20 protein-coding genes are annotated in these 19249 nt (G+C 65.4%); 11 read left to right on the top strand and 9 right to left on the bottom strand.

The window, feature by feature from the left end:
- Positions 1-6: 6 nt before the first annotated feature.
- From KUL93_RS05000 to KUL93_RS04990, 3 genes are read left to right on the top strand one after another with little or no spacing between them, the layout of a single operon-like run.
- Positions 7-1329, top strand: a complete 1323-nt coding sequence (locus tag KUL93_RS05000) for an efflux RND transporter periplasmic adaptor subunit (RefSeq protein WP_217125994.1) — start codon at positions 7-9, stop codon at positions 1327-1329.
- On the top strand, positions 1326-2054 hold the full coding sequence (locus tag KUL93_RS04995; RefSeq protein ID WP_217125993.1) for an ABC transporter ATP-binding protein: 729 nt from the start codon (positions 1326-1328) through the stop codon (positions 2052-2054). The genes KUL93_RS05000 and KUL93_RS04995 overlap by 4 nt, the downstream gene beginning before the upstream one ends.
- Positions 2045-3244: an ABC transporter permease gene (locus KUL93_RS04990; protein ID WP_217125992.1), complete on the top strand. Its 1200-nt coding sequence runs from the start codon at positions 2045-2047 to the stop codon at positions 3242-3244. Before KUL93_RS04995 ends, KUL93_RS04990 begins: the two co-directional genes overlap by 10 nt.
- Position 3245: 1 nt before the next feature.
- Here KUL93_RS04990 and KUL93_RS04985 read toward each other — a convergent pair whose 3' ends face one another.
- Genes KUL93_RS04985 through argS form a run of 4 tightly spaced genes read right to left on the bottom strand, consistent with a single transcriptional unit; the run spans position 3246 to position 6933 of the window.
- A complete protein-coding gene (locus KUL93_RS04985; RefSeq protein WP_217125991.1) occupies positions 3246-3677 on the bottom strand; it encodes a PilZ domain-containing protein in 432 nt (143 codons plus the stop codon).
- Between the two features lie 5 nt (positions 3678-3682).
- Positions 3683-4339, bottom strand: a complete 657-nt coding sequence (locus KUL93_RS04980; protein ID WP_217125990.1) for a thiol:disulfide interchange protein DsbA/DsbL — start codon at positions 4337-4339, stop codon at positions 3683-3685.
- A gap of 21 nt (positions 4340-4360) precedes the next feature.
- The gene (locus tag KUL93_RS04975; RefSeq protein ID WP_217125989.1) at positions 4361-5098 is read right to left on the bottom strand and encodes an SPOR domain-containing protein; all 738 of its coding nucleotides are present in this window, start codon (positions 5096-5098) and stop codon (positions 4361-4363) included.
- Between the two features lie 23 nt (positions 5099-5121).
- Positions 5122-6933 carry an arginine--tRNA ligase gene (argS, locus tag KUL93_RS04970; RefSeq protein ID WP_217125988.1) on the bottom strand — a complete coding sequence of 604 codons (1812 nt, stop codon included), beginning with the start codon at positions 6931-6933 and terminating at the stop codon, positions 5122-5124.
- Positions 6934-7092: 159 nt separating this feature from the next.
- Here argS and KUL93_RS04965 point away from each other — a divergent pair, with 159 nt between their 5' ends.
- From KUL93_RS04965 to KUL93_RS04955, 3 genes are all read left to right on the top strand, one after another.
- A complete protein-coding gene (locus KUL93_RS04965) occupies positions 7093-8157 on the top strand; it encodes an AI-2E family transporter (RefSeq protein ID WP_217125987.1) in 1065 nt (354 codons plus the stop codon).
- Between the two features lie 77 nt (positions 8158-8234).
- Positions 8235-9773 (top strand): ubiquinone biosynthesis regulatory protein kinase UbiB, encoded by a 1539-nt coding sequence (gene ubiB / locus KUL93_RS04960; protein WP_217125986.1) that lies wholly within the window; start codon positions 8235-8237, stop codon positions 9771-9773.
- A gap of 1 nt (position 9774) precedes the next feature.
- Positions 9775-11049: a hypothetical protein gene (locus tag KUL93_RS04955; RefSeq protein WP_217125985.1), complete on the top strand. Its 1275-nt coding sequence runs from the start codon at positions 9775-9777 to the stop codon at positions 11047-11049.
- On the opposite strand, the gene KUL93_RS04950 is transcribed toward KUL93_RS04955, so the two are convergent.
- Positions 11050-11472, bottom strand: a complete 423-nt coding sequence (locus KUL93_RS04950; RefSeq protein WP_217125984.1) for a hypothetical protein — start codon at positions 11470-11472, stop codon at positions 11050-11052.
- Positions 11473-11624: 152 nt separating this feature from the next.
- Here KUL93_RS04950 and KUL93_RS04945 point away from each other — a divergent pair, with 152 nt between their 5' ends.
- Genes KUL93_RS04945 through nusB form a run of 4 tightly spaced genes read left to right on the top strand, consistent with a single transcriptional unit; the run spans position 11625 to position 14375 of the window.
- Entirely contained in the window at positions 11625-12320 is a 696-nt protein-coding gene (locus tag KUL93_RS04945) for a riboflavin synthase (RefSeq protein WP_217125983.1), read from the top strand.
- Positions 12317-13423, top strand: coding sequence for a bifunctional 3,4-dihydroxy-2-butanone-4-phosphate synthase/GTP cyclohydrolase II (ribBA, locus tag KUL93_RS04940; RefSeq protein ID WP_217125982.1), 1107 nt, complete (start codon positions 12317-12319; stop codon positions 13421-13423). The genes KUL93_RS04945 and ribBA overlap by 4 nt, the downstream gene beginning before the upstream one ends.
- A 2-nt stretch (positions 13424-13425) precedes the next feature.
- Complete coding sequence (gene ribH / locus KUL93_RS04935; RefSeq protein WP_217125981.1) at positions 13426-13914, top strand: 6,7-dimethyl-8-ribityllumazine synthase; 489 nt, start codon at positions 13426-13428, stop codon at positions 13912-13914.
- Complete coding sequence (gene nusB, locus KUL93_RS04930; protein WP_217125980.1) at positions 13911-14375, top strand: transcription antitermination factor NusB; 465 nt, start codon at positions 13911-13913, stop codon at positions 14373-14375. The genes ribH and nusB overlap by 4 nt, the downstream gene beginning before the upstream one ends.
- Positions 14376-14423: 48 nt before the next feature.
- Here nusB and KUL93_RS04925 read toward each other — a convergent pair whose 3' ends face one another.
- Complete coding sequence (locus KUL93_RS04925; RefSeq protein WP_217125979.1) at positions 14424-15881, bottom strand: DEAD/DEAH box helicase; 1458 nt, start codon at positions 15879-15881, stop codon at positions 14424-14426.
- Between the two features lie 271 nt (positions 15882-16152).
- Between KUL93_RS04925 and KUL93_RS04920 the strand changes: the two genes are divergently transcribed.
- A complete protein-coding gene (locus KUL93_RS04920; protein WP_217125978.1) occupies positions 16153-17043 on the top strand; it encodes an AEC family transporter in 891 nt (296 codons plus the stop codon).
- Here KUL93_RS04920 and KUL93_RS04915 read toward each other — a convergent pair.
- The 3 genes from KUL93_RS04915 to modB form a co-directional block, all read right to left on the bottom strand.
- Positions 16936-17271, bottom strand: coding sequence for a DUF2061 domain-containing protein (locus KUL93_RS04915; protein ID WP_217125977.1), 336 nt, complete (start codon positions 17269-17271; stop codon positions 16936-16938). The two genes, KUL93_RS04920 and KUL93_RS04915, sit on opposite strands and share 108 nt — an antisense overlap.
- Before the next feature lie 143 nt (positions 17272-17414).
- Complete coding sequence (locus KUL93_RS04910; protein WP_217125976.1) at positions 17415-18566, bottom strand: ABC transporter ATP-binding protein; 1152 nt, start codon at positions 18564-18566, stop codon at positions 17415-17417.
- Between the two features lie 4 nt (positions 18567-18570).
- Complete coding sequence (gene modB, locus KUL93_RS04905; RefSeq protein ID WP_217125975.1) at positions 18571-19245, bottom strand: molybdate ABC transporter permease subunit; 675 nt, start codon at positions 19243-19245, stop codon at positions 18571-18573.
- Positions 19246-19249: the final 4 nt, after the last annotated feature.

Raw genomic sequence — 19249 nt, 5'->3', positions numbered from 1 at the left:
GGGATCGTGAGCGCTTCGGATCGACCGCAAGAGGCGCGCGCAGAGGCGGGTGGGCTCCCGCCGGAACTGAGCGCGCGCCTGCGCCGAGCAGAGAAGCCCCGCCGCAGACGCGGGCGGTGGCTCGTGGTGGGGCTCCTTTTGCTGTTAGCGGGCGCCGGCGCGTGGTGGTGGCAAAGGCAGCCGCCGCAACCGGCCGTGCGTTACGCTACCGATGAGGCGCGGATCGCAGACCTGGTCGCGACGGTGACGGCAACCGGTTCGCTGCAGCCGACCCGTCAGGTGGATGTCGGCGCCGAGATTTCGGGTACCGTGCGCGACGTATTGGTCGACTTCAACGACCGCGTCACCAAAGGGGCGGTGCTGGCGCGGCTCGACACCCGCAAGCTCGAAGCGCAGCGCCGCCAATTGACGGCGCAGTTGGCGGCTATGCGCGCCAAACGCTCGGAAGCCGCAGCAACGCTTCAAGAGGCGCGCACCCGGCTCGAACGGTTGCGCACCGCGGCGCAGGCAAGCGACGGCCGCGCGGTGGCGCAGACCGATCTCGACGCCGCAAAAGCCGCGGTGGCGCGCGCCGAAGCCATTGACGCACAGGTAGCGGCGCAGATCGCTCAGATCGAAGCGCAACTCGAGGAGGTGGCGATCAACCTCGACAAATCGGTGATCCGCTCCCCGGTCGACGGGGTGGTGTTGCAGCGCAAAGTCGATCCCGGCCAGACGATCGCGGCGTCGCTGCAAGCGCCGGTGCTTTTCGTGATCGCGGAAGACCTGCGCGAAATGGAACTCCTTGCCGACGTCGACGAAGCCGACGTCGGCCGGGTTCGTGCCGGCCAGACGGTGCGGTTCCGGGTCGATGCTTTTCCCGACGAGACCTTCACGGGGCGGGTGACGATGGTGCGCTGGGGAAGCGAAGTGGTCAATGGCGTCGTCACCTACAAAACGGTGATCGCGGTACCCAACCCCGACCTGCGGCTTCGCCCCGGAATGACTGCAACCGCCGAGATCGAAAGCGATCGCCGTGAAGGGGTATTGACGGTAGCAAACGCCGCGCTGCGCTATCGACCGCAAAGCAGACAGGCAGAAGGGGGGAAAGGGTTTTCCCTCTTCGCGGTGCTGCGTCCGCCAATTCCCAGAACCCCACAAACGCCACCCGCAAATGAAGGACGTGGCACGGTAACCCTCTACGTCCTGCAAGCGGGCGCGCCGCAGGCGGTCACGGTCCGGCTGGGGCTAAGCGACGGGCAACGCAGCGAAGTGGTCGCGGTGGAAAAAGGGGAATTGCGCGCTGGAATGCCCGTGATCGTTCGGGAACTGCGTGCGGAGGCGCGGTGAGCAACGCAGCCCAGCCACGAACCGGGGCGCTCCCGCTCGTCGTCCTGGAAGGGATCAGCCGCGTCTATGGGTCGGGCGACGCCGCGGTGACTGCGCTTGCCGGGATCGACCTTACCGTGGCAAGCGGCGAATTCGTCGCGTTGATGGGGCCGAGCGGCTCGGGGAAATCGACCTGTATGAACGTGATCGGCTGCCTCGATACCCCTACCGCCGGACGCTATACGTTGGCGGGGCTCGAGGTGACCGCGCTCGATGCGGATGCGCGGGCGCTCTTGCGGCGCTACGTGATCGGTTTCGTCTTCCAGGGGTTTCACCTCTTGCCGCGGCTCACCGCGTTGGAAAACGTCGAATTGCCGCTTCTCTACCAAGGGGTGAAAGCGGCCGAGCGCCGCGCGCGTGCGCAAGCGGCGCTCGCGCAGGTGGGACTCTCCGGGCGCGAAGGGCATCGCCCGAGCGAACTCTCCGGCGGGCAACAGCAACGGGTTGCGATCGCGCGCGCGATCGTCACCCGACCGCAGCTGCTTCTTGCCGACGAACCCACCGGCAACCTCGACTCGGCGCGCAGCCACGAAATCATGCAACTGCTTGCTGCCCTCAACGCAACCCTTGGGGTGACGATCGTGATGGTGACCCACGAACCGGAGATGGCCGAATACGCAGGGCGCATCGTCCATTTCCGCGATGGGCGGATCGAGCGCGAAGAAAGGGGCGGCCTATGTGGATGATCGCGTGGCGCGAAGCGGTGCGGGCGCTTTCGCGCAACCCGTTGCGCTCTTTTTTGACCGTGCTCGGGGTGGTGATCGGGGTTGCGGCGGTGATCGCGCTCGTCACGTTGGGGCGCGGCGCGACCGCCGCGGTGCAGCAGCAGATCGCCGCGATGGGGTCGAACGTCCTCTTCATCAGCCCCTCCCGCGGCTTTGGTCCGGGGAGCGCCACGGTGCCCTTTTCGGTCGAGGATGCCCGCTTTCTCGAGCGCGAAGCGGCGACGATCGCGATCGCTGCGCCTGCTGCGGCGACCAACCGCACCGTGATCGCCGGCAACCAGAGCACGACGACGCAGATCGTCGGCATCGGCGAAGGGTACCTTGCGGCGCGGCAGTGGCCGGTCATCGAAGGGCGCGAACCGACGCCCGGCGAGCTCCGGTCCGGCGCCGCGGTCTGCCTCTTCGGTCAGACGGTGGCTACGGCCCTTTTTGGCGACCGGTCGCCGATCGGCGAACGGGTGCGGCTCGACAAATTGACCTGCACGGTGATCGGGGTGCTCGCCGCAAAAGGGCAGTCGGCCTTTGGCAGCGACCAGGACGATGTGGTGATGGTGCCGCTGCGCCTCTACCACCGCCGCATCGCGGGCAACACGCAGGTGCGCTTCATCATCGCCGCCGTTGCGCCGGGTTATACCAGCCGCGAAGCGATTGCCGAGGTGCAGCAGTTGCTGCGCGAGCGGCGGCGGGTTGCGCCGAACGAGAGCGACAATTTCCGCATCACCGATTCGCGCGAAATCGAGCGGACCTTCACCGCGACCACCCGGATGCTCACTGCGCTGCTCTCGGCGGTTGCAGCGATCAGCCTCGTGGTGGGGGGGATCGGGATCATGAACATCATGCTGGTTTCGGTCACCGAGCGGACGCGCGAGATCGGGATTCGGTTGGCGATCGGCGCGCGCGCCGTCGACGTGATGACGCAGTTTCTCGTCGAAGCGGTGGTGCTGTCGCTGGCGGGCGGCGCAATCGGCATCGTCCTGGCGCTCGGGGCCTCCTACCTAGCGGCGCAGGCGCTTGGCTTTCCGTTTCTCGTCGATTTGGGCGTAATTGCGCTTGCGGTGCTCTTTTCCGCTGCGGTGGGGGTGGTGTTCGGTTTCCTACCCGCGCGCCGCGCCGCGCGGCTCGATCCGATCGTCGCGCTCAGGCAGGAGTGAATCACAAAAACGAGTTTCCTTCGACGATCGCGCGCGCCTCTTCTTCGTCGATGCGCACGCGGGCGTTGGTCAGGATGTAATCGATGAGCCAGCGGGTGAGCCGTTCGGTTGCGGCCGGGTCTAGCGCCACGAACGCGCAGCCGATGCGCCCGTCGCTCACCACCGCGCGGACTTCGGCTTCACCGCGAATCGGTTGCGCGTCGCCGTCGTTGTGCAAAACGAAGGGAAAGGGCGCAGTGGGTATCTCCTGCGGGCGACCACACGAAAAGCCGCCCAACGAGAGGTCATAGACGGGGCAGTCATTGCCACCGGGAACGCCCAGGAGGTCCACCCGAAAACGGCGCGGCGAGACGAGCGCGACGTAGATTCGTTGGTGGCGGCGACGCTCGGAAGGCGCTGCGTCCGTTGTCAGGTAGCTGCCGGCTCCGGTCATGCCCGTCACCCTTGCTGTCGATTTTGCCGAATGCGCGCGATCAGCCGATCCGCTTCGGCCAATGCGGCCTCGTGGCTACCGGTGAGCGACGCGGACGTGCGATAACGCCCCGCGATCGCAAGCGTCGGCACCCCTTGGATCTGGTATTCGCGCGTCTCGCGGTCGGCCTGTTTCACGCGGGTTTGTACCCCGAAGGAATCCCATGCTTTGGCAAGCGCCGCGCCGTCGGCACCCTGCTCGCGCACCCATTCGGCGGCGCCGTCCCGGTCGTAGAGCGGCCGACGTTCGTCTTGCAGCGCGGCAAAGACGCGGGGGTGGAGGGTATCGAGCGCGCCGATCGCCGCAAGCGCGAAATGAAACGTCGCAAGCCCTTGGAGCACCCGCTGGTTCCAGATGACTGGCACCGCGCGAACGCGGACGTCGCTAGGGAGTTTTGCTTTCCACGCGTGCAGCAGCGGATCGAATTGGCGGCAGTGGGGGCAGCCGTAATGAAAAAACTCCAGCACTTCGATCACGTCGCTCGGGGAGGCGATCGGTGGGTCGATCACTTCGTGGGTGGTAGCGGCGAAGACCGCCCGTGGGAGCGCAGCCAACGCCAGCAACCCGCCTGTGGTGCTGAGCCACGCGCGACGACTCAGCGCATCACCAAAGCCATTCTGCATCGGTTCCTCCTTGCTTGGGGATCACCCTTTGACCATCACGGGTTGATAACCCGCTCCTTGCAGCCGGCTGCGGGCCGCTTGCGCCGCCTGCTGCGACGGATAGGGCCCCACCCGGACGCGGTAGAGCGTTCGACCGTCCTCCATTTGAGCCGGTTCCACCCGTGAGGTAAGCCCCATCAGCGCAAGTTCCGCGCGCACCCGGTTGGCCTCTTGCTCCGAACCAAACGCACCCACTTGCCAGTACCACCGCTCGACCGCGGCAGGTGGCGGGGGCGCGGGTTGCGGCGGGGTAGGGGGAGCGGTTGCATGCGCTTGGGCAGCCGGGGGCGCTGCTTGCAACGGAGGGGGGACGTTCGCTGCGGTTGCCGGGCCGCTGCGGGAGGGCGCCGAAGGCAAGAGGGGGGAGGCAGCGGAAGGCGACGCCGGGGGCGTCGGCGGCTGCGTCGGCGCGGCAGTTGCCGGCGAGGGGGGCAGGGGCGCAGACGTCGCTTCAGAGGGGGCAGCAGAAGGTGCTGGGTTCGTAGGGGGTGGTGCGCCACCGTTTGGGCTGCGAATCATCCCAAGAATCTCTTTGGGGATTTCGCTCGGGGGGACGGTGGTCGTGGATTGGGAGCGAAACGGGGAATGGCGCGTGACGTACCAGGCCACAGCAAGCGCCAGTAGCGTGCCCAGCGCAATCCCAAGAAGCAGCCCCACCAGGGTTCCCCCCCACTGGGGGCGCGGAGGTTGTGTTCGCGCTGCGATCCGAGCCACGTTCATCGTCCCGTTACCATTTCACCGACTCACATCCGCTCCGGCGCCGAAACACCGAGGAGCTGCAGACCGTTTTTGAGGACCCATTGCGTGGCGCGCGCCAGCGCGAGCCGCGCCAGGCGAACCGCGTGGTCCTCGACCAGGATGCGATCGACGTTGTACCACGCGTGGAAATCGGCAGCAACCGCTTTCAGGTAGAACGCGATATGGTGCGGGGCCCGCTCTTCGGCGGCCGTGGCGATGATGGCAGGGAACGCTTGCAGCCGTTGCGCAAGCGCGAGTGCTGCCGGAGAGGTTTCAAGGGGGGCGAGGTCGGCGGCCGAGAGCCTTTCGTCGATCGCCGCGCCGTCCGGTTCGTGTTCGAGCCATTCGCGCAGCACCGAGGCGATCCGCGCATGCGCATACTGAACGTAATAGACCGGGTTGTCGTTCGATTGCCGTTTTGCCAAATCGAGGTCGAAATCGAGGTGTTGATCGGACTTGCGCAGAATGTAGAAGAAGCGGGCCGCGTCGTTGCCCACTTCGTGGCGCAGTTCGCGCAGCGTGACGAATTCGCCGGCGCGGGTGCTCATCGGCACCTTTTCGCCGTTGCGGTAGAGCACCGCAAACTGCACGAGCAGGACTTCGAAGCGGCTGGTGTCGAGCCCAAGCGCTGCCAACGCGGCACGCACGCGGGGGATGTAGCCGTGGTGGTCGGCGCCCCAGATGTCGATCACGCGGTCGAAGCCGCGTTCGAATTTGTTGAGGTGGTAGGCGATATCGGAAGCGAAATAGGTGTAGCTGCCGTTGGCGCGCTGCACCACGCGGTCTTTTTCGTCGCCGAAGGCAGTGGCGCGAAACCACTTCGCACCGTCTTGGGTGTAGAGGTGGCCACGCTTTTCCAGCGTTTCGATCGCGCGCGCAACCAGTCCAGTGTCGTAGAGGCTCTGCTCCGAAAACCAGTGGTCGAAGGTGACGCCGAACTCGGCAAGGTCGTCGCGGCAATCGCCGAGCTGTTCGGTAAGGACGAACTGGTGCAGCCACGCATAATCTTCGCCCAACAACCGCTTGGCGTTCGCGATGAGCGCATCGAGCCGCGCTTCGCGCTGCTGGGTGGCGTCGTCGTCGGTGCGCTCCGCAGGCGGTTCTTCCGGAACGCCCGCCAGGAGCGTTTCCGCGGTAGCGGTGCAAAAGCGCGCGCCGTGCGCCTGCTTGAGGGTTTCGGCCATCGCGACGACGTATTGCCCCTGATAGGCGTTTTTCGGGAAGGGGATCGCGACGCCGAACAGCGCGAGGTAGCGCAACCAAGTGGAGAGGGTGAGGATGTCCATCTGGCGGCCGGCGTCATTCACGTAGTATTCCCGCGTGACCTGCCAACCCGCGAACGCCATGACGTTGGCAAGCGTTGCGCCGTACGCGGCGCCGCGGCCATGCCCAACGTGCAGGGGGCCAGTGGGATTGGCGGAGACGAATTCGATCTGCACCCGTTCGGCGCGGGGTTTGCCGGCGCCAAAGCGGTCCCGTGCGGTGAGGATCTTCGGCACCACCGCCGTTTTCGCTGCCGGGGTGAGGCGGATGTTGAGGAACCCAGGCCCGGCGATCGTCACCTCTGCAACCCACGGGTGGGGGGTGAGCTCGCGCCGGATCGCTTCGGCGACCGCGCGTGGGTTCTGTTTGAGCGCTTTGGCGTGCACGAGCGCCCAGGTGGTCGCCCAGTCACCGTGGCTGGGGTCTTTCGGCCGTTCGAGCGCTACCGGGAGATGGGCGTGGTCGGGGAATGCTGCGGTGATGGCTTGATGCAGCCACCCCGCCAAGACGTGTTGGGGTTCCCAGTGGGTCCAATCGTGTGTCGTTTCTGCCATGATCTTGGTAACGAAATGGTTTGCTTCCGATTATACTCGCCCGGCTGAGCGCGCGCACCCCATCTGCCCGAAATAGCACCTCGGGCGAGGTGCGTTCGCGACGGCCCATGGCGCGATCGAGCGCAAAAAGAACCTGAACGCGAACGAAGCGGAGGGAACGTGGCGCAGGAACGCGAATCGCAGCGGCAGCACACGGGGCAACTCCCGGTGTCACTCTTCGTCATGGCGGCGCTCGTCGTGATCGGCGCCGGGGTGCAGGCGGTGGCGAGTTGGCTGGCGCCGCTCTTGGTCGCGGTCTTTCTTGCGATGATCTCGGTGCCGCCGCTTGTTTGGCTCCATCGCCGCAAAGTGCCTTGGGGGGTGGGGATCGTGCTGCTCTTTGTCGTTGTGGGGTTTGCGGTGTTTCAGCTCTTTACCGTCATCGAACTCACCGCGCGACAACTGGCGGCGAATGGCCCGGAGTACCAGAGCAAGTGGTTGTCCTTCTTCAGTGGGGTGCAGGCGTGGCTTGCGGCGCGCGGCGCGCCGTGGGAGTCGCTCCTGGCGGAGTTGCCGACCCCGTCGCTTGCGGTGATCGCGCAAGGGGCGCGGACGCTTGCCGCGGCAACCGGTCAGGTGACGGCCAATTTCGCGTTGGTGCTCTTGGCGTACGTCTTTTTGCTGCTCGAGGTGCCAACGCTTACGGCCCGATTTGCCGCGGCGTTTCCGCGCGAGCGGCGGGCGCAGGTGCGGCTGCGCCGCTTCTTGGCGGCGGTGAACCGCTATCTGGTGATCAAAACCAGCGTGAGCGCAGCAACTGGGCTATTGGTGTGGGTGTTGTTGGTGTGGCGTGGGGTCGATTTCGCGCTCTTTTTCGGCGTAATGGCGGGGCTCTTGAATTTCATCCCGACGATCGGTTCGATCCTTGCTGCGCTGCCTGCGGTCGTCTTGGCGCTGTTGCAGTATGGCCCAGTCGACGCGGCGGTGGTTGCGGCGGGGTACCTTGCGATCAACGTCGTATTGGGCAACGTCATCGAGCCACGCTGGATGGGGCAAGCATTGGGGTTATCGCCCTTGGTGGTGCTGGTCTCGCTCCTTTTGTGGGGTTGGTTGCTGGGCACTGTGGGCGCGTTTCTCTCGATTCCGCTGACGATGATCGCGAAATTGGCGCTCGAGAGCCACCCAAGCACCCGGGGGTGGGCGGTGCTCATGGGGGGAGCGGTGCGAAGCGAAAAAAGGTCTTAGCCCCTTTCCGGTTGCCGCTTACGGAAAGAGCGGGCAAGGCGGTACAATGCGCGGATTCTTTTGCGATCCCCTCTGTCATGCGCCTGTTGCGCCTCATTCGCATCGTTTGGATCGGCTACCGCTACCGGCTTGACGAGATCGTCTGCGCGGCCGACCCGTCTGGACGGTTGTCCCGATGGTGGCGCCGCCTCTTCTTCTGGCGGCACGATGCGACCCCACGCGGCGTGCGGCTGCGGGTGGCGCTCGAATCCCTTGGCCCGATCTTCGTCAAGTTCGGGCAGATGCTCTCCACGCGCCGCGATCTCATCCCGCCGGACATCGCCGACGAATTGGCAAAGCTCCAAGATCGCGTCCCCCCGTTTTCAAGCGAAACGGCGCTCGCAATTCTCGAACACCATTTTGGCCGCCCCGTGACCGAAGTGTTCGCGGCGTTCGATCCCGAACCGGTGGCGAGCGCGTCGGTAGCGCAGGTCCACTTCGCGCAGCTCTTCGACGGGCGCGAAGCGGCGGTGAAGATCCTGCGTCCGGGGATTCGTCAGGTGATCGAACACGACGTGGCGCTCATGGACGCCGCTGCGTGGCTGCTCGAAACCCTCTGGTCGGAAGGGGAGCGGCTGCGGCCGCGCGAAGTGGTCGCGGAGTTCGCGAAATCGCTCGAAGACGAGCTCGACCTGATGCGAGAAGCGGCGAACTGTTCGCAATTGCGGCGCAATTTCCGTGATGCTAAGCTCCTCATCGTGCCTGAGGTCTATTGGGACTACTGCGGCAGCCAGGTGATGGTAATGGAGCGGATGCACGGCACGCCGATTTCGCGGATCGACGCGTTGCGGGCGCAGGGGATCGACCTCAAACGGCTCTCCGCCGCGGGGGTCGAGATCTTCTTCACGCAGGTTTTTCGCGACGGCTTTTTCCACGCCGACATGCATCCGGGCAATATCCTGGTAGCCCCCGACGGGCGTTACATCGCGCTCGATTTCGGCATCATGGGGACGCTCTCCGACGAAGACAAAAACTACCTCGCGGTCAATTTTCTCGCCTTTTTCCAGCGCGACTACCGCCGGGTGGCGCTGGCGCACATCGAAGCGGGGTGGGCGCCGCCGTACGTGCGGGTGGAAGAGTTCGAAGGAGCGATTCGCGCCGTCTGTGAGCCGATCTTCGACCGGCCGCTCAAAGAGATCTCGTTTGGCAAGACCCTGTTGCGGCTCTTCCAGACTGCGCGGCGGTTCGAAGTCGAGGTGCAGCCGCAACTGGTGTTGCTGCAAAAGACGCTCTTGAACATCGAGGGGTTGGGGCGGCAGCTCGACCCGGATCTCGACCTGTGGCAGACCGCAAAACCCTTTCTCGAACGGTGGATGAGCGAGCAGGTGGGTTGGCGGGCGTTGCCCAAAGCGCTGCGCGAGGAGGCGCCCCATTGGGCGAAATGGCTGCCGCAACTGCCGCGACTGGTGCACCAAGAGCTCCTGGCACGGGAAACGGCGCGCCGGCAAGCGAAGATCGCCGCGCGGCGCGCCGCAAAAGCCAAACGCACTCAGCGGGTGCGTCGCGCCGCGTTCGTCGCTGGGTGGGTGGCGTCGCTCGTGCTCGTTTGGTGGTTGGCCAAAAACGGTTGGCTGTAAGATGCACCACACCTGTACCTGCCATTCGCTCGATCGCGCACGGCTTGCGCAAGCCCTCGACGCATGGGCAGCCGACGATCCGATGCTTGCCCAACTGCCGGCGCGCTTTGCCGAGCGCCCGCACCTCGTTGCGCCGGTGGCGCTGCTCGTGCCCGAGGCGGATCTGGCGACGATTCGCGCGGTGGTCGCCGCGATCGATCATCTGGCGCAAACCGCGGCGTGGCAAGAGGCAGCGCTTGCCGCGGCACCCGAGACGGCGCAGCACGATACCCCTGCGCGCGGCGTATTGATGGGGTACGACTTTCACCTTACCGAGCGCGGGCCGCAGCTCATCGAGATCAACACCAACGCCGGCGGCGCGATGATCAACGCCATGATCCGGGCGGCGCAGCGCGCCTGCTGCCCGGAATTGGAAGCGAAAATCGTCGCAGAAGCCAAGCAGCCGCCGCTTGAAGCCGCGCTCCTTCGGATGTTTCAGACCGAATGGCGGCGCTGCCGGGCAAACGCGCCCCTTACCACGATCGCGATCGTCGACGACGATCCCGGAGAACAGTACCTCTACCCCGAGTTTCTCCTTTTTTGCGCGTTGCTCACCGAAGCGGGGTACCGCGTCGCGATCGCGGACCCCACCGCACTCACCTACTCCGACGGGCGGCTGTGGCTGCGCGACACTATGGGGGCGCGTATTGCGATCGACCTCGTCTATAACCGCTTGACCGACTTCGCGCTCGAAGCCCCGGCGCACGCGGCGGTGCGGGACGCGTACCTTGGCGACGCGGCGGTGGTGACGCCGCACCCGCGCGCCCACGCGCTTCTGGCCGACAAGCGGCGGCTGATCACGCTTTCTGACGACGCCGCGCTGCAGGCGCTCGGCGTCGACGGCGAAACGCGGGCGCTCCTTTTGGCGCACGTGCCTGCCACCCTGTTGGTGACCCCCGAAAATGCCGCGACACTCTGGGCCGAACGGCGCGCCTTCTTTTTCAAACCGGTGGCCGGCTACGGCAGCAAAGCGGCGTACCGCGGCGACAAACTGACGCGCCGCGTTTGGGAGACGGTGATCCTGCCCGGCTCCTATGTCGCGCAGGCCTACGCGGCCCCTGCGGTACGAGCGGTGCCGGAAGCGGAAACGGGTGGCGCGACCAAGCCGTTCAAATTCGACCTGCGCGCCTACGTCTACGCGGGCGAAGTGCTCCTTTTTGCCGCGCGTCTCTACGCAGGGCAGACGACCAATTTCCGCACGCTCGGCGGGGGGTTCGCACCGGTCTTTGCGGCGTGATCAGGGCAGAATGAGGCCGCTGCCCCCGCCAGCGCGACCGCCCCCCAAACCGCCTGGTCCCCCTGCGCCACCGGGGCCACCCAATCCGCCACCAACGAGCGCCTGTTTGGCCAAGAGCGACGACTGTTCGAGCTCGAGGCGCCGCAACTCGTCCTGCATCCGCTCGAGCTGCTTTTCGGCGGCGTCGGCGAACCCTGCAACCGCATCGGCGAGGCTTTTCGCCGGAATTTCGAAGGTGAGCGGCAGCGCCCCCATCGGCGTCATCACGGTGAGCTCACCCAAAAACTTCTCATCTCGGCTGGGATCGGGCAACCCGTCGGCGGTCACTGGGATCATGCGTCGGATCGCCCCCACTTTCGGGTCGGAGATCGTCTCTTCGCGAAAGAGTCCGTTTGCGTCGGGATTGGGAATGCGTCGTGCCATCGTCTGCTCCTTTACTGAGTTTGCCGTCGTGCTTATGCGCACCCATTGTGGTATAGCGCGTCAATGGTGATTCTACCTGGCTTTACCGCGCGGCGCGGTTTTTGCGCGGACTCCTTGCTACAATCCGACCCGGAACGCAAAGGAAGATCAGGATGTTTACGGGAATCGTGATCGGGGTGGGACGCATTGCGGCGGTGATGCCGCTAGCTGATGGGGTGCGGATCGCCGTCGATGTGGGCGCGCTCGATTTCTCCGACGTGCGAATCGGCGACAGCGTCGCGCACAACGGGGTATGCCTGACCGTGGTCGGGCGACGCACGGTTGCGGGTAAGCCGTGCCTGGAGTACGACGTCTCCGGCGAAACACTCTCCTGCACCACCGGGCTAAGCGAGGTGGGTAGCCGCGTGAACCTTGAAAAAGCGCTCAAAGTCGGCGATCCTTTGGGCGGCCACTGGGTTACCGGCCACGTCGACGCGGTGGGCGAAGTGGTCGCGGTGACGCCGGTTGGCGAAAGCACGCGGGTGCAGTTTCGCGCGCCGCCGCAGGTGGCGCCGTTTGTTGCCCGCAAAGGGTCGATTGCGGTGGATGGCGTGAGCCTCACCGTCAATGCGGTCGAAGACTCAGCCGACGGCAGTTGCCTGTTCACCGTGAACCTCATCCCACACACGGTCGCGATGACCAATTTCGACCGCTTGACTCAAGGTGTGCGCGTGAACCTCGAAGTCGACCCGATCGCGCGCTACGGCGAGCGGCTCCTTGCCTACGCCCGCCATTTCTACGCCCGCCATTTTGCGCAGACGCCCGAATCGCTGCCTGGAGCGGATGTGCTGGGGGGAGATGGGCCATGAACGACGTGAGCGACACCGTCGCGCTCGCCTCGGTGCCCGAAATCATCGCCGAGATCCGAGCGGGCCGGATGGTGATCCTCGTCGACGACGAGGACCGCGAAAACGAAGGCGACCTGGTGATGGCCGCCGAATGTGTCACGCCGGAAGCGATCAACTTCATGGCGAAGTACGGTCGCGGGTTGATCTGCCTCACGCTCACGCCGGAGCGGTGTGCGCAGTTGGGGTTGCGGCTCATGGCCGAAGCAAACGGCACCCCCTATGGCACGGCCTTTACCGTCTCGATCGAAGCGGCGCAGGGGGTGACCACCGGCATTTCGGCGTACGACCGCGCCCATACCATCCGCACCGCGGTAGCGCGCAACGCGAAACCTTCCGACCTGGTGCAGCCGGGCCACGTCTTTCCACTGATGGCGCGCAAAGGGGGGGTGCTCATTCGCGCCGGTCACACCGAAGCCGGTTGCGACCTCGCGGCGCTTGCCGGGTTCGAACCGGCAGCGGTGATCTGCGAAATCCTCGACGAAGACGGCACGATGGCGCGCCTGCCGCAGCTCAAGCGGTTCGCAGCGCAACACGGGCTCAAGATCGGCGCGATCCGCGACCTCATCGAATACCGGCTGCGCACCGAAACGCTGGTCGAACGGATGGCGGAAAAGGCGATCGCGACCCCGTGGGGGGCACTCACCCTCACCGCGTTTCGCGACACCACCACCGGCGACGTGCACTTCGCCGCATGGAAAGGGCCGATCACCGCCGACCAAGAGACGCTCGTGCGGGTGCATGAACCGGTTTCGATCCTCGACTTTCTCGACCCGGGCTACGCCGGGCACAGCGTGACGCTGCCGCAGGCGTTGGAGCGGATCGCCCTGCACCCTGCTGGTGTCGCGGTGATGCTCTACCGCGCGCAGAGCGGCGAAGAGCTCTTGGAAAACTTCACCGAACAGCGGGTGCGCCGCCGCGCCTGGGACCCCCGTTTCCTCGGCGTCGGGGCGCAGATCCTCCGTTCGCTGGGGGTCGGCAAGATGCGCCTCATGTCGCACCCGATGCGTTTCCCGAACCTGACCGGTTTCGGGCTGGAGGTGGTGGGTTTCGAAGAAGAGGGGTGACCATGGCACGATACGACGACATTTACGAATACGAACCGAACCTCGACGGCCGCGGTGTGCGCGTTGGCATTGCGCTCGCGCGCTTCAACCAGGAAGTGGGCGATGGCCTGCTTTCGGCGTGCGTCGCGGAATTGCGCCGTTTGGGCGTCTCCCCCGATGCGGTCGCGATCGTCACCGTCCCCGGCGCGCTCGAACTGCCGCTCATCCTCCAAAAGATGGCGCGTTCTGGCCGCTTCGACGCGCTCATTGCGCTGGGTGCGGTGATTCGGGGAGAGACCTACCATTTCGAGATCGTCGCGAACGAGATGGCGGCTGGGATCACCCGCGTACAGCTCGAGACCGGTGTCCCGATCGCCAACGGGGTGCTCACCACCAACACCGACGAAGAGGCCGAAGTGCGCATGCACGGCAAAGGGCGTGACTGTGCGCAAGTGGCGGTGGAGATGGCGAACCACCTGCGCGCGTTGGCCCGGCAAGGAGGTGCGCAGTGAGCGCGGCCGAGCGCTCCACGCCCCTCGACAAATCGCGCTCGCGGCGGCGGCTTGCGCGCGAGCTCGCGCTCAAAGGGGTCTACCAGTGGCTGCTCACCGGACACGACCTGGCCGCGATCGAACAGCAACTTGCCGAAGAGGCGGATTTTCCCCACACCGACCATCTGCTGATGCTGGAGCTGCTCCGCACCGCAATTCGCCATGCCGATGCGTTTCGCGCCAAACTGGCGCCTTTCTCGCGCCGCGCGATCACCGACCTCGACCCCATCGAGCACGCGATCCTGTTGATCGCCGCGGCAGAGTTTGCCGGCCATCCGGAAACCAACCATCGGGTGATCATCGACGAGGCGATCGAGCTGGCGAAACGCTACGGCGCAGACGAAGGGTACAAGTTCGTCAACGGCGTGCTCGACCGCTTCGCGAAACGTGAGCGTGCGGTGGAATTCGCATCCCGCTCGTAAGAAAAAACCTACGCGGGAAAAAGGGAGCGTGCGCTCCCTTACCGTGCGTTACTTCTTGACCGAAAGCGTCCGTCGTGGGCGCGGCGCATCGTCGTCCCAGCGGTCATACGCGGGCGCGTCCCACGCGCGGCGGGGGCGGTGTGCCCCTTCCGGCTTCTCCCAGCTTCGGGCTCGGCCCCGTTCCCAGCCGCTTGGCGCCGCTTTTGCGTAGGGTTTGGCAGCCGGGGAAGCAAGGCGTTCTGCTTTGCTAGGGGCGCGCCGCTCGTTACGGCCGAATCCCTTCCCTGAGCGGCGCTCACCCCCGGCAGCGCGCGGAATGCGCGGCTCCAGACCGGCAATCGTCGCTTCCGGAAGCGTCCGTCCCAGGAAGCGGCTGATCCCTTGGATCAGACGCGACTCGTTGGGGTGGACGAAGGTAATCGCCACCCCTTCGCGCCCCGCACGACCGGTGCGGCCGATCCGATGAACATAGTCTTCGAACTGTTTGGGGGGGTCGAAATTGATCACATGGGAAATGCCCGCAATATCGAGCCCCCGCGCCGCGACGTCGGTCGCAACCAGCACCTGGACCGCGCCACGCCGCAACTGCTCGACCACGCGGCTACGGGCTCGCTGCGACATGTCGCCATGAAGCGCCGCGGCCCGTAACCCCGCCCCCTGGAGGCGATCGGCGAGCGCTTCGGCGCCGCGTTTGGTCGCGGTGAAGATCACCGCTTGCTGCAACGTCGCGTCGTTCAACAGGTGCGCAAGGAGCTCGTTTTTGTGCGCTTCGTTATCGAAATAGTGGACCCGCTCCTCGATCTTCGGCGCCGCCTCTGGGGTACGCGCCACCTCGATTCGACGCGCGTTGCGGGTGATCGAACGGGCGAGTTGCCCAACCACCCCGTCGAGCGTCGCCGAAAAGAGGAGCGTCTGGCGGTTCGCTGGCGTGTTCGCGACAATCTCGCGAATGTCGTCGATGAACCCCATGTCGAGCATGCGGTCGGCTTCGTCCAGCACCAGCGTCTCCACCGCGTCGAGCGCGAGCGTGCCTTGGTTGAGGTGGTCTTTGAGCCGCCCGGGGGTGGCAACGATCACATCGACGTAGCCCGCAAGCGCTCTGCGTTGCGGACCGAAGGGCATCCCGCCCACCAACGTTACGGTCTTCAAGCGGCGAAGCCCACTTCCGTACGTGCGGAACCCCTTTTCCACCTGCTGCGCCAGTTCGCGGGTTGGGGTGAGCACCAGCACACGCGCTCCACGGGTGTGCGGATCGGGGCGCGGCGTGGCCAGTCGGGCAAGCAGCGGCAGCGCAAACGCCGCGGTTTTGCCGCTCCCCGTTTGGGACGAAACCAGCAGATCTTCGTTGGCGAGCACCGCGGGAATTGCCTCGCGCTGGACCGTCGTCGGTTCGGTATAGCCGGTTTTGGCCAAAGCTGCCAAAATCGAAGGCGGGAGCCCCAAATCGGCGAAAGCGGTTGCGGGGTGCGTGAGGGTTGTTTCGGAAGACAAGGGTGTCGTTGCCATGAACGTTCCTTTCGATTCAAGATAAAAAATACCCATCTGGGCATGAACCGTCGCTGGCAACGAGCCAAGTACAATGCGGATGCTACCGCTTACGCGCGGAGCCTACGACGGGACTGCGGCGACAGTCCCAGAAGCGTGACGCGCCCAACGGGCGCGAAAAGGAATCATCTGACTGCGACGCAATTGAACCTCGACTATAGCACGAAAACGAACGTACTCCAAACGCACCGCAACCCTTCCCAACCACCCAACCCCTCCCAACGGTGACCCCATGGATGCGCTGACCCTCATCTTCCCCGATTTTGCCTGCATTGCGCTTGGGGCGCTCCTCAAGCGGGTGCTCCTGACTGACGACCGTTTCTGGGTGGGCGTGGAACGGCTCGTCTATTTCGTGCTTTTTCCCGCGCTGCTTTTTCGCTCGCTTGCAAACGCCCCATTCGCGTTGCACGATGCGCTCGCGTTGATCGCAAGCGGCGCCGCGGTGATGGGCGCGGGGTTCGTCCTCGTTTTCGCGCTTGGCCGATGGGTTGGCGACGAACCGCTTGCGGTGGCGTCGCGCGCCCAGTGCGCCTACCGCTTCAATACCTATATCGGCATGGCAGTGGCGCAACAGGCTTATGGGGCAACGGGCCTGGCGTGGATGGGGGTGCTGTGCGGCGCGCTGGTGCCGCTCGCAAACGTCCTTGCCGTAGGCAGTATGGCGCGGCGGGCACCAGGGGGGCTTCGCCACCTTGTCGCCAACCCGCTCGTGCTCGCGACGTTGGCAGGACTTCTTTTTCACGCAGCAGGCGGCGTGGTGCCGCAGCCGGTCGATGCGTTGTTGGCGCGCCTGGCTGCCGCGGCGGTGGCGATCGGCCTCTTGGCCGTGGGGGCAGCGCTTACCCCGTCGCGCGACCTCATGCGCTCGGGTGGCCTCGTTGCGGCGATCAAACTGGTGGTGAGCCCAGCGTTGGCTTGGCTGCTCGGGCGGTGGTTGGGGCTGCCACCGCTTCCGTTTGCCATCTTGGTGCTTTTTGCCGCGCTGCCGTCGGCCAGCTCTGCCTATATCCTCGCGTCACGGATGGGCGGCGACGGGCCCGGCGTGGCGCGGCTGATCTCGCTCACCACCGTGGTTTCTGCGGTAACCCTCACCTTCTGGTTGGGGGTGTTGGCGTCGAATTGACAGGGCGTCTGCCGTACGATTGGCGCGCGCTGCCCAAAAACGCTCGTGAAGGAAGTACGCAACGCTTTGCACCATCGGTTCGATGAGCGAAAGCGCAAGCGCCGCCTGCCAACTGCCGGTGACCGCGTAGGCAACCAACGCCGCAACGGTGATGTGCATCGTGAAGTAGGAGAGGGTTTTCGCGGCCAGTTGACGGTGGGGTGCGATGATTTGACGAAAGCGGGACATCGAAAGCTCCTCATGGATCCTTGCCGGTTGTATGGAGTATAGGGGCAGCCAGTGAAAAATGCAATTGAGAATCAATATCGACATTATTGACTAAAACCGCTCGGGTCGCGTTACGGGCACTATCCCGTTGATACTTGGCAGCACTACCGCCGCCGAATCGGCATCACGTGGATCCAACTGGGGTCGAGGCACAAAAAGGCCGGTTCCCCAGCCGAGAAGCAGTGGCGTTCGCGACCGGTGAGGGTGATGTGCCAGCGCAGGGGTGGAAACGCGGTGAGCGCTACCTCGACGCGGGAAAAATCGCCGGAGCTGCGAACCGCTGTGACCGTCACCGCAAGCCGTACGGGGCTACCCGTGCACGGTGGCGCGTCGGCAGCGCGCAGCGTCAGTGCGTCGTTTTGCACCACCCAGTGAACCGCTTGCCCAACCGGGATGCGCCCTTTGTCCCGCGCAGGAAGAACGGCGATCACGGGCGCGTCGTCGCTTTCTGAGTGGGCGCGCCATTCGAGCCGTCCCCAACCGGGCCGATGCGGATCGGGACCCAGCCAACGGCCAGCGAAGCGGTTCTCGATCCCCAGGATCGCCGCAACGCGGGCGTTGCGCGGGCTGCGGTAGAGGTGCTCGGTTGGCCCCTGTTGCAAGAGTTCCCCACGGTCGATCACCGCGATTTCGTCGGCCAAAAGGCGCGCTTCCATGAGGTCATGGGTGACCATCACGATCGGTATCGTCAGTTCCTGCCGCAAAGCCGCTAGGAGCGCGTAGAGTTCGGTGCGCCGCAAAGCGTCGACCGCAGAGAAGGGTTCGTCCAAAAGCAGCACCTTGGGGTGGGTGGCTAGCGCCCGCGCCAGCGCAACGCGTTGCTGTTCGCCTCCCGAAAGGGCGCTGGGCAGGCGACCCCACAGCGGTTCGGGAAGACCAACCCGGGTAAGCCAGAGGCGCGCCTGCTCGCGCCGTTCGCGCCGCGGCAGTCGCCACAGCGCCAACGCGACGTTCGCTTCTGCGCTACAGTGGGGCATCAGCGCGTAGTGCTGAAAGAGCATCCCCACGTGCCGCGCTTGCGGAGGAACGCAAATCCGGCGATCGGTATCGAGCCAGCAAGTGGCGCCCAGCGTCACCACCCCCTGCTGCGGCCGTACCAAACCGGCGATGATGCGCAGCAGCGAGCTTTTGCCTGCGCCCGACGGGCCGACCAGCGCCACCAATTGCCCCGCTGCAACGGTCAAGCGCCCCCTAAGCGGGATCGGTTCGCATTGATCGACGGCAACCGTCAGCGTCTCTGGCGCAGTCAGCGTCATCCCGTCACTCCTTGTGGGGGGGCGAGGCCGTGCGAGCGCTGAGGGTAAACGTGGAGACGACCGCCGCGAGCGACACGAGCAACAACACCAGCGCCATCTGGTTCGCCGCCGCAAGATCGAAGGCTTGGACGCGGTCGTAGATCGCGATCGCGATCGTACGGGTCTCGCCGGGAATGTTGCCCCCGACCATCAACACCACGCCGAATTCGCCCAAAGTATGGACGAAGGTGAGCACCGCTGCGGCAACGAGCGCGCGCCAAGTAAGCGGCAGTTCTACCTGCCAAAAGATGCGGTAGCGGGGTAATCCCATCACGCGCGCTGCATCGCGTAGCCGCGGATCGATCGCTTCGAACGCCCGCTGCACCGGTGGGATTACGAATGGGAGGTTGAATAGGAGCGACGCGAGCAACAGGCCGGCAAAGTTGAACACCAGCGTGACGCCGAACGTCTCATGCAGCCACGCGCCGATAGGAGAGGCCCCGCCCAGCGCAACGAGCAGGTAGAAGCCGAGCACGGTGGGGGGGAGCACAAGGGGCAGGAGCACCAGGCCTTCGATCACCGCTTTGCCGCGGAAAGTGTGGTAAGCGAGCGTGCGTCCCGCCCAGACGCCGAAAGGCATGAGAAGCGCCAACGTCGCAGCAGCCAACTGGCACGAGAGCCACAATGCGTCCCACTCCATGCGC

Source organism: Hydrogenophilus thiooxidans, assembly GCF_019049855.1.
Taxonomy (GTDB): domain Bacteria; phylum Pseudomonadota; class Gammaproteobacteria; order Burkholderiales; family Rhodocyclaceae; genus Hydrogenophilus; species Hydrogenophilus thiooxidans.
Note: the sequence above shows the minus strand (reverse complement) of the source record. Positions and strands in the feature narration are given on the sequence as shown.

Bases quoted from the DNA above. Each gene is read 5' to 3' on its own strand.
- modB (WP_217125975.1), bottom strand. From the start codon at position 19,245: ATGGAGTGGGACGCATTGTGGCTCTCGTGCCAGTTGGCTGCTGCGACG.
- KUL93_RS04955 (WP_217125985.1), top strand. From the start codon at position 9,775: ATGCACCACACCTGTACCTGCCATTCGCTCGATCGCGCACGGCTTGCG.
- ribBA (WP_217125982.1), top strand. From the start codon at position 12,317: ATGAACGACGTGAGCGACACCGTCGCGCTCGCCTCGGTGCCCGAAATC.
- KUL93_RS04985 (WP_217125991.1), bottom strand. From the start codon at position 3,677: ATGACCGGAGCCGGCAGCTACCTGACAACGGACGCAGCGCCTTCCGAG.
- KUL93_RS04980 (WP_217125990.1), bottom strand. From the start codon at position 4,339: ATGCAGAATGGCTTTGGTGATGCGCTGAGTCGTCGCGCGTGGCTCAGC.
- KUL93_RS04945 (WP_217125983.1), top strand. From the start codon at position 11,625: ATGTTTACGGGAATCGTGATCGGGGTGGGACGCATTGCGGCGGTGATG.
- KUL93_RS04990 (WP_217125992.1), top strand. From the start codon at position 2,045: ATGTGGATGATCGCGTGGCGCGAAGCGGTGCGGGCGCTTTCGCGCAAC.
- ribH (WP_217125981.1), top strand. From the start codon at position 13,426: ATGGCACGATACGACGACATTTACGAATACGAACCGAACCTCGACGGC.
- KUL93_RS04925 (WP_217125979.1), bottom strand. From the start codon at position 15,881: ATGGCAACGACACCCTTGTCTTCCGAAACAACCCTCACGCACCCCGCA.
- argS (WP_217125988.1), bottom strand. From the start codon at position 6,933: ATGGCAGAAACGACACACGATTGGACCCACTGGGAACCCCAACACGTC.
- KUL93_RS04975 (WP_217125989.1), bottom strand. From the start codon at position 5,098: ATGAACGTGGCTCGGATCGCAGCGCGAACACAACCTCCGCGCCCCCAG.
- ubiB (WP_217125986.1), top strand. From the start codon at position 8,235: ATGCGCCTGTTGCGCCTCATTCGCATCGTTTGGATCGGCTACCGCTAC.
- KUL93_RS04950 (WP_217125984.1), bottom strand. From the start codon at position 11,472: ATGGCACGACGCATTCCCAATCCCGACGCAAACGGACTCTTTCGCGAA.
- KUL93_RS04915 (WP_217125977.1), bottom strand. From the start codon at position 17,271: ATGTCCCGCTTTCGTCAAATCATCGCACCCCACCGTCAACTGGCCGCG.
- KUL93_RS04920 (WP_217125978.1), top strand. From the start codon at position 16,153: ATGGATGCGCTGACCCTCATCTTCCCCGATTTTGCCTGCATTGCGCTT.
- KUL93_RS04910 (WP_217125976.1), bottom strand. From the start codon at position 18,566: ATGACGCTGACTGCGCCAGAGACGCTGACGGTTGCCGTCGATCAATGC.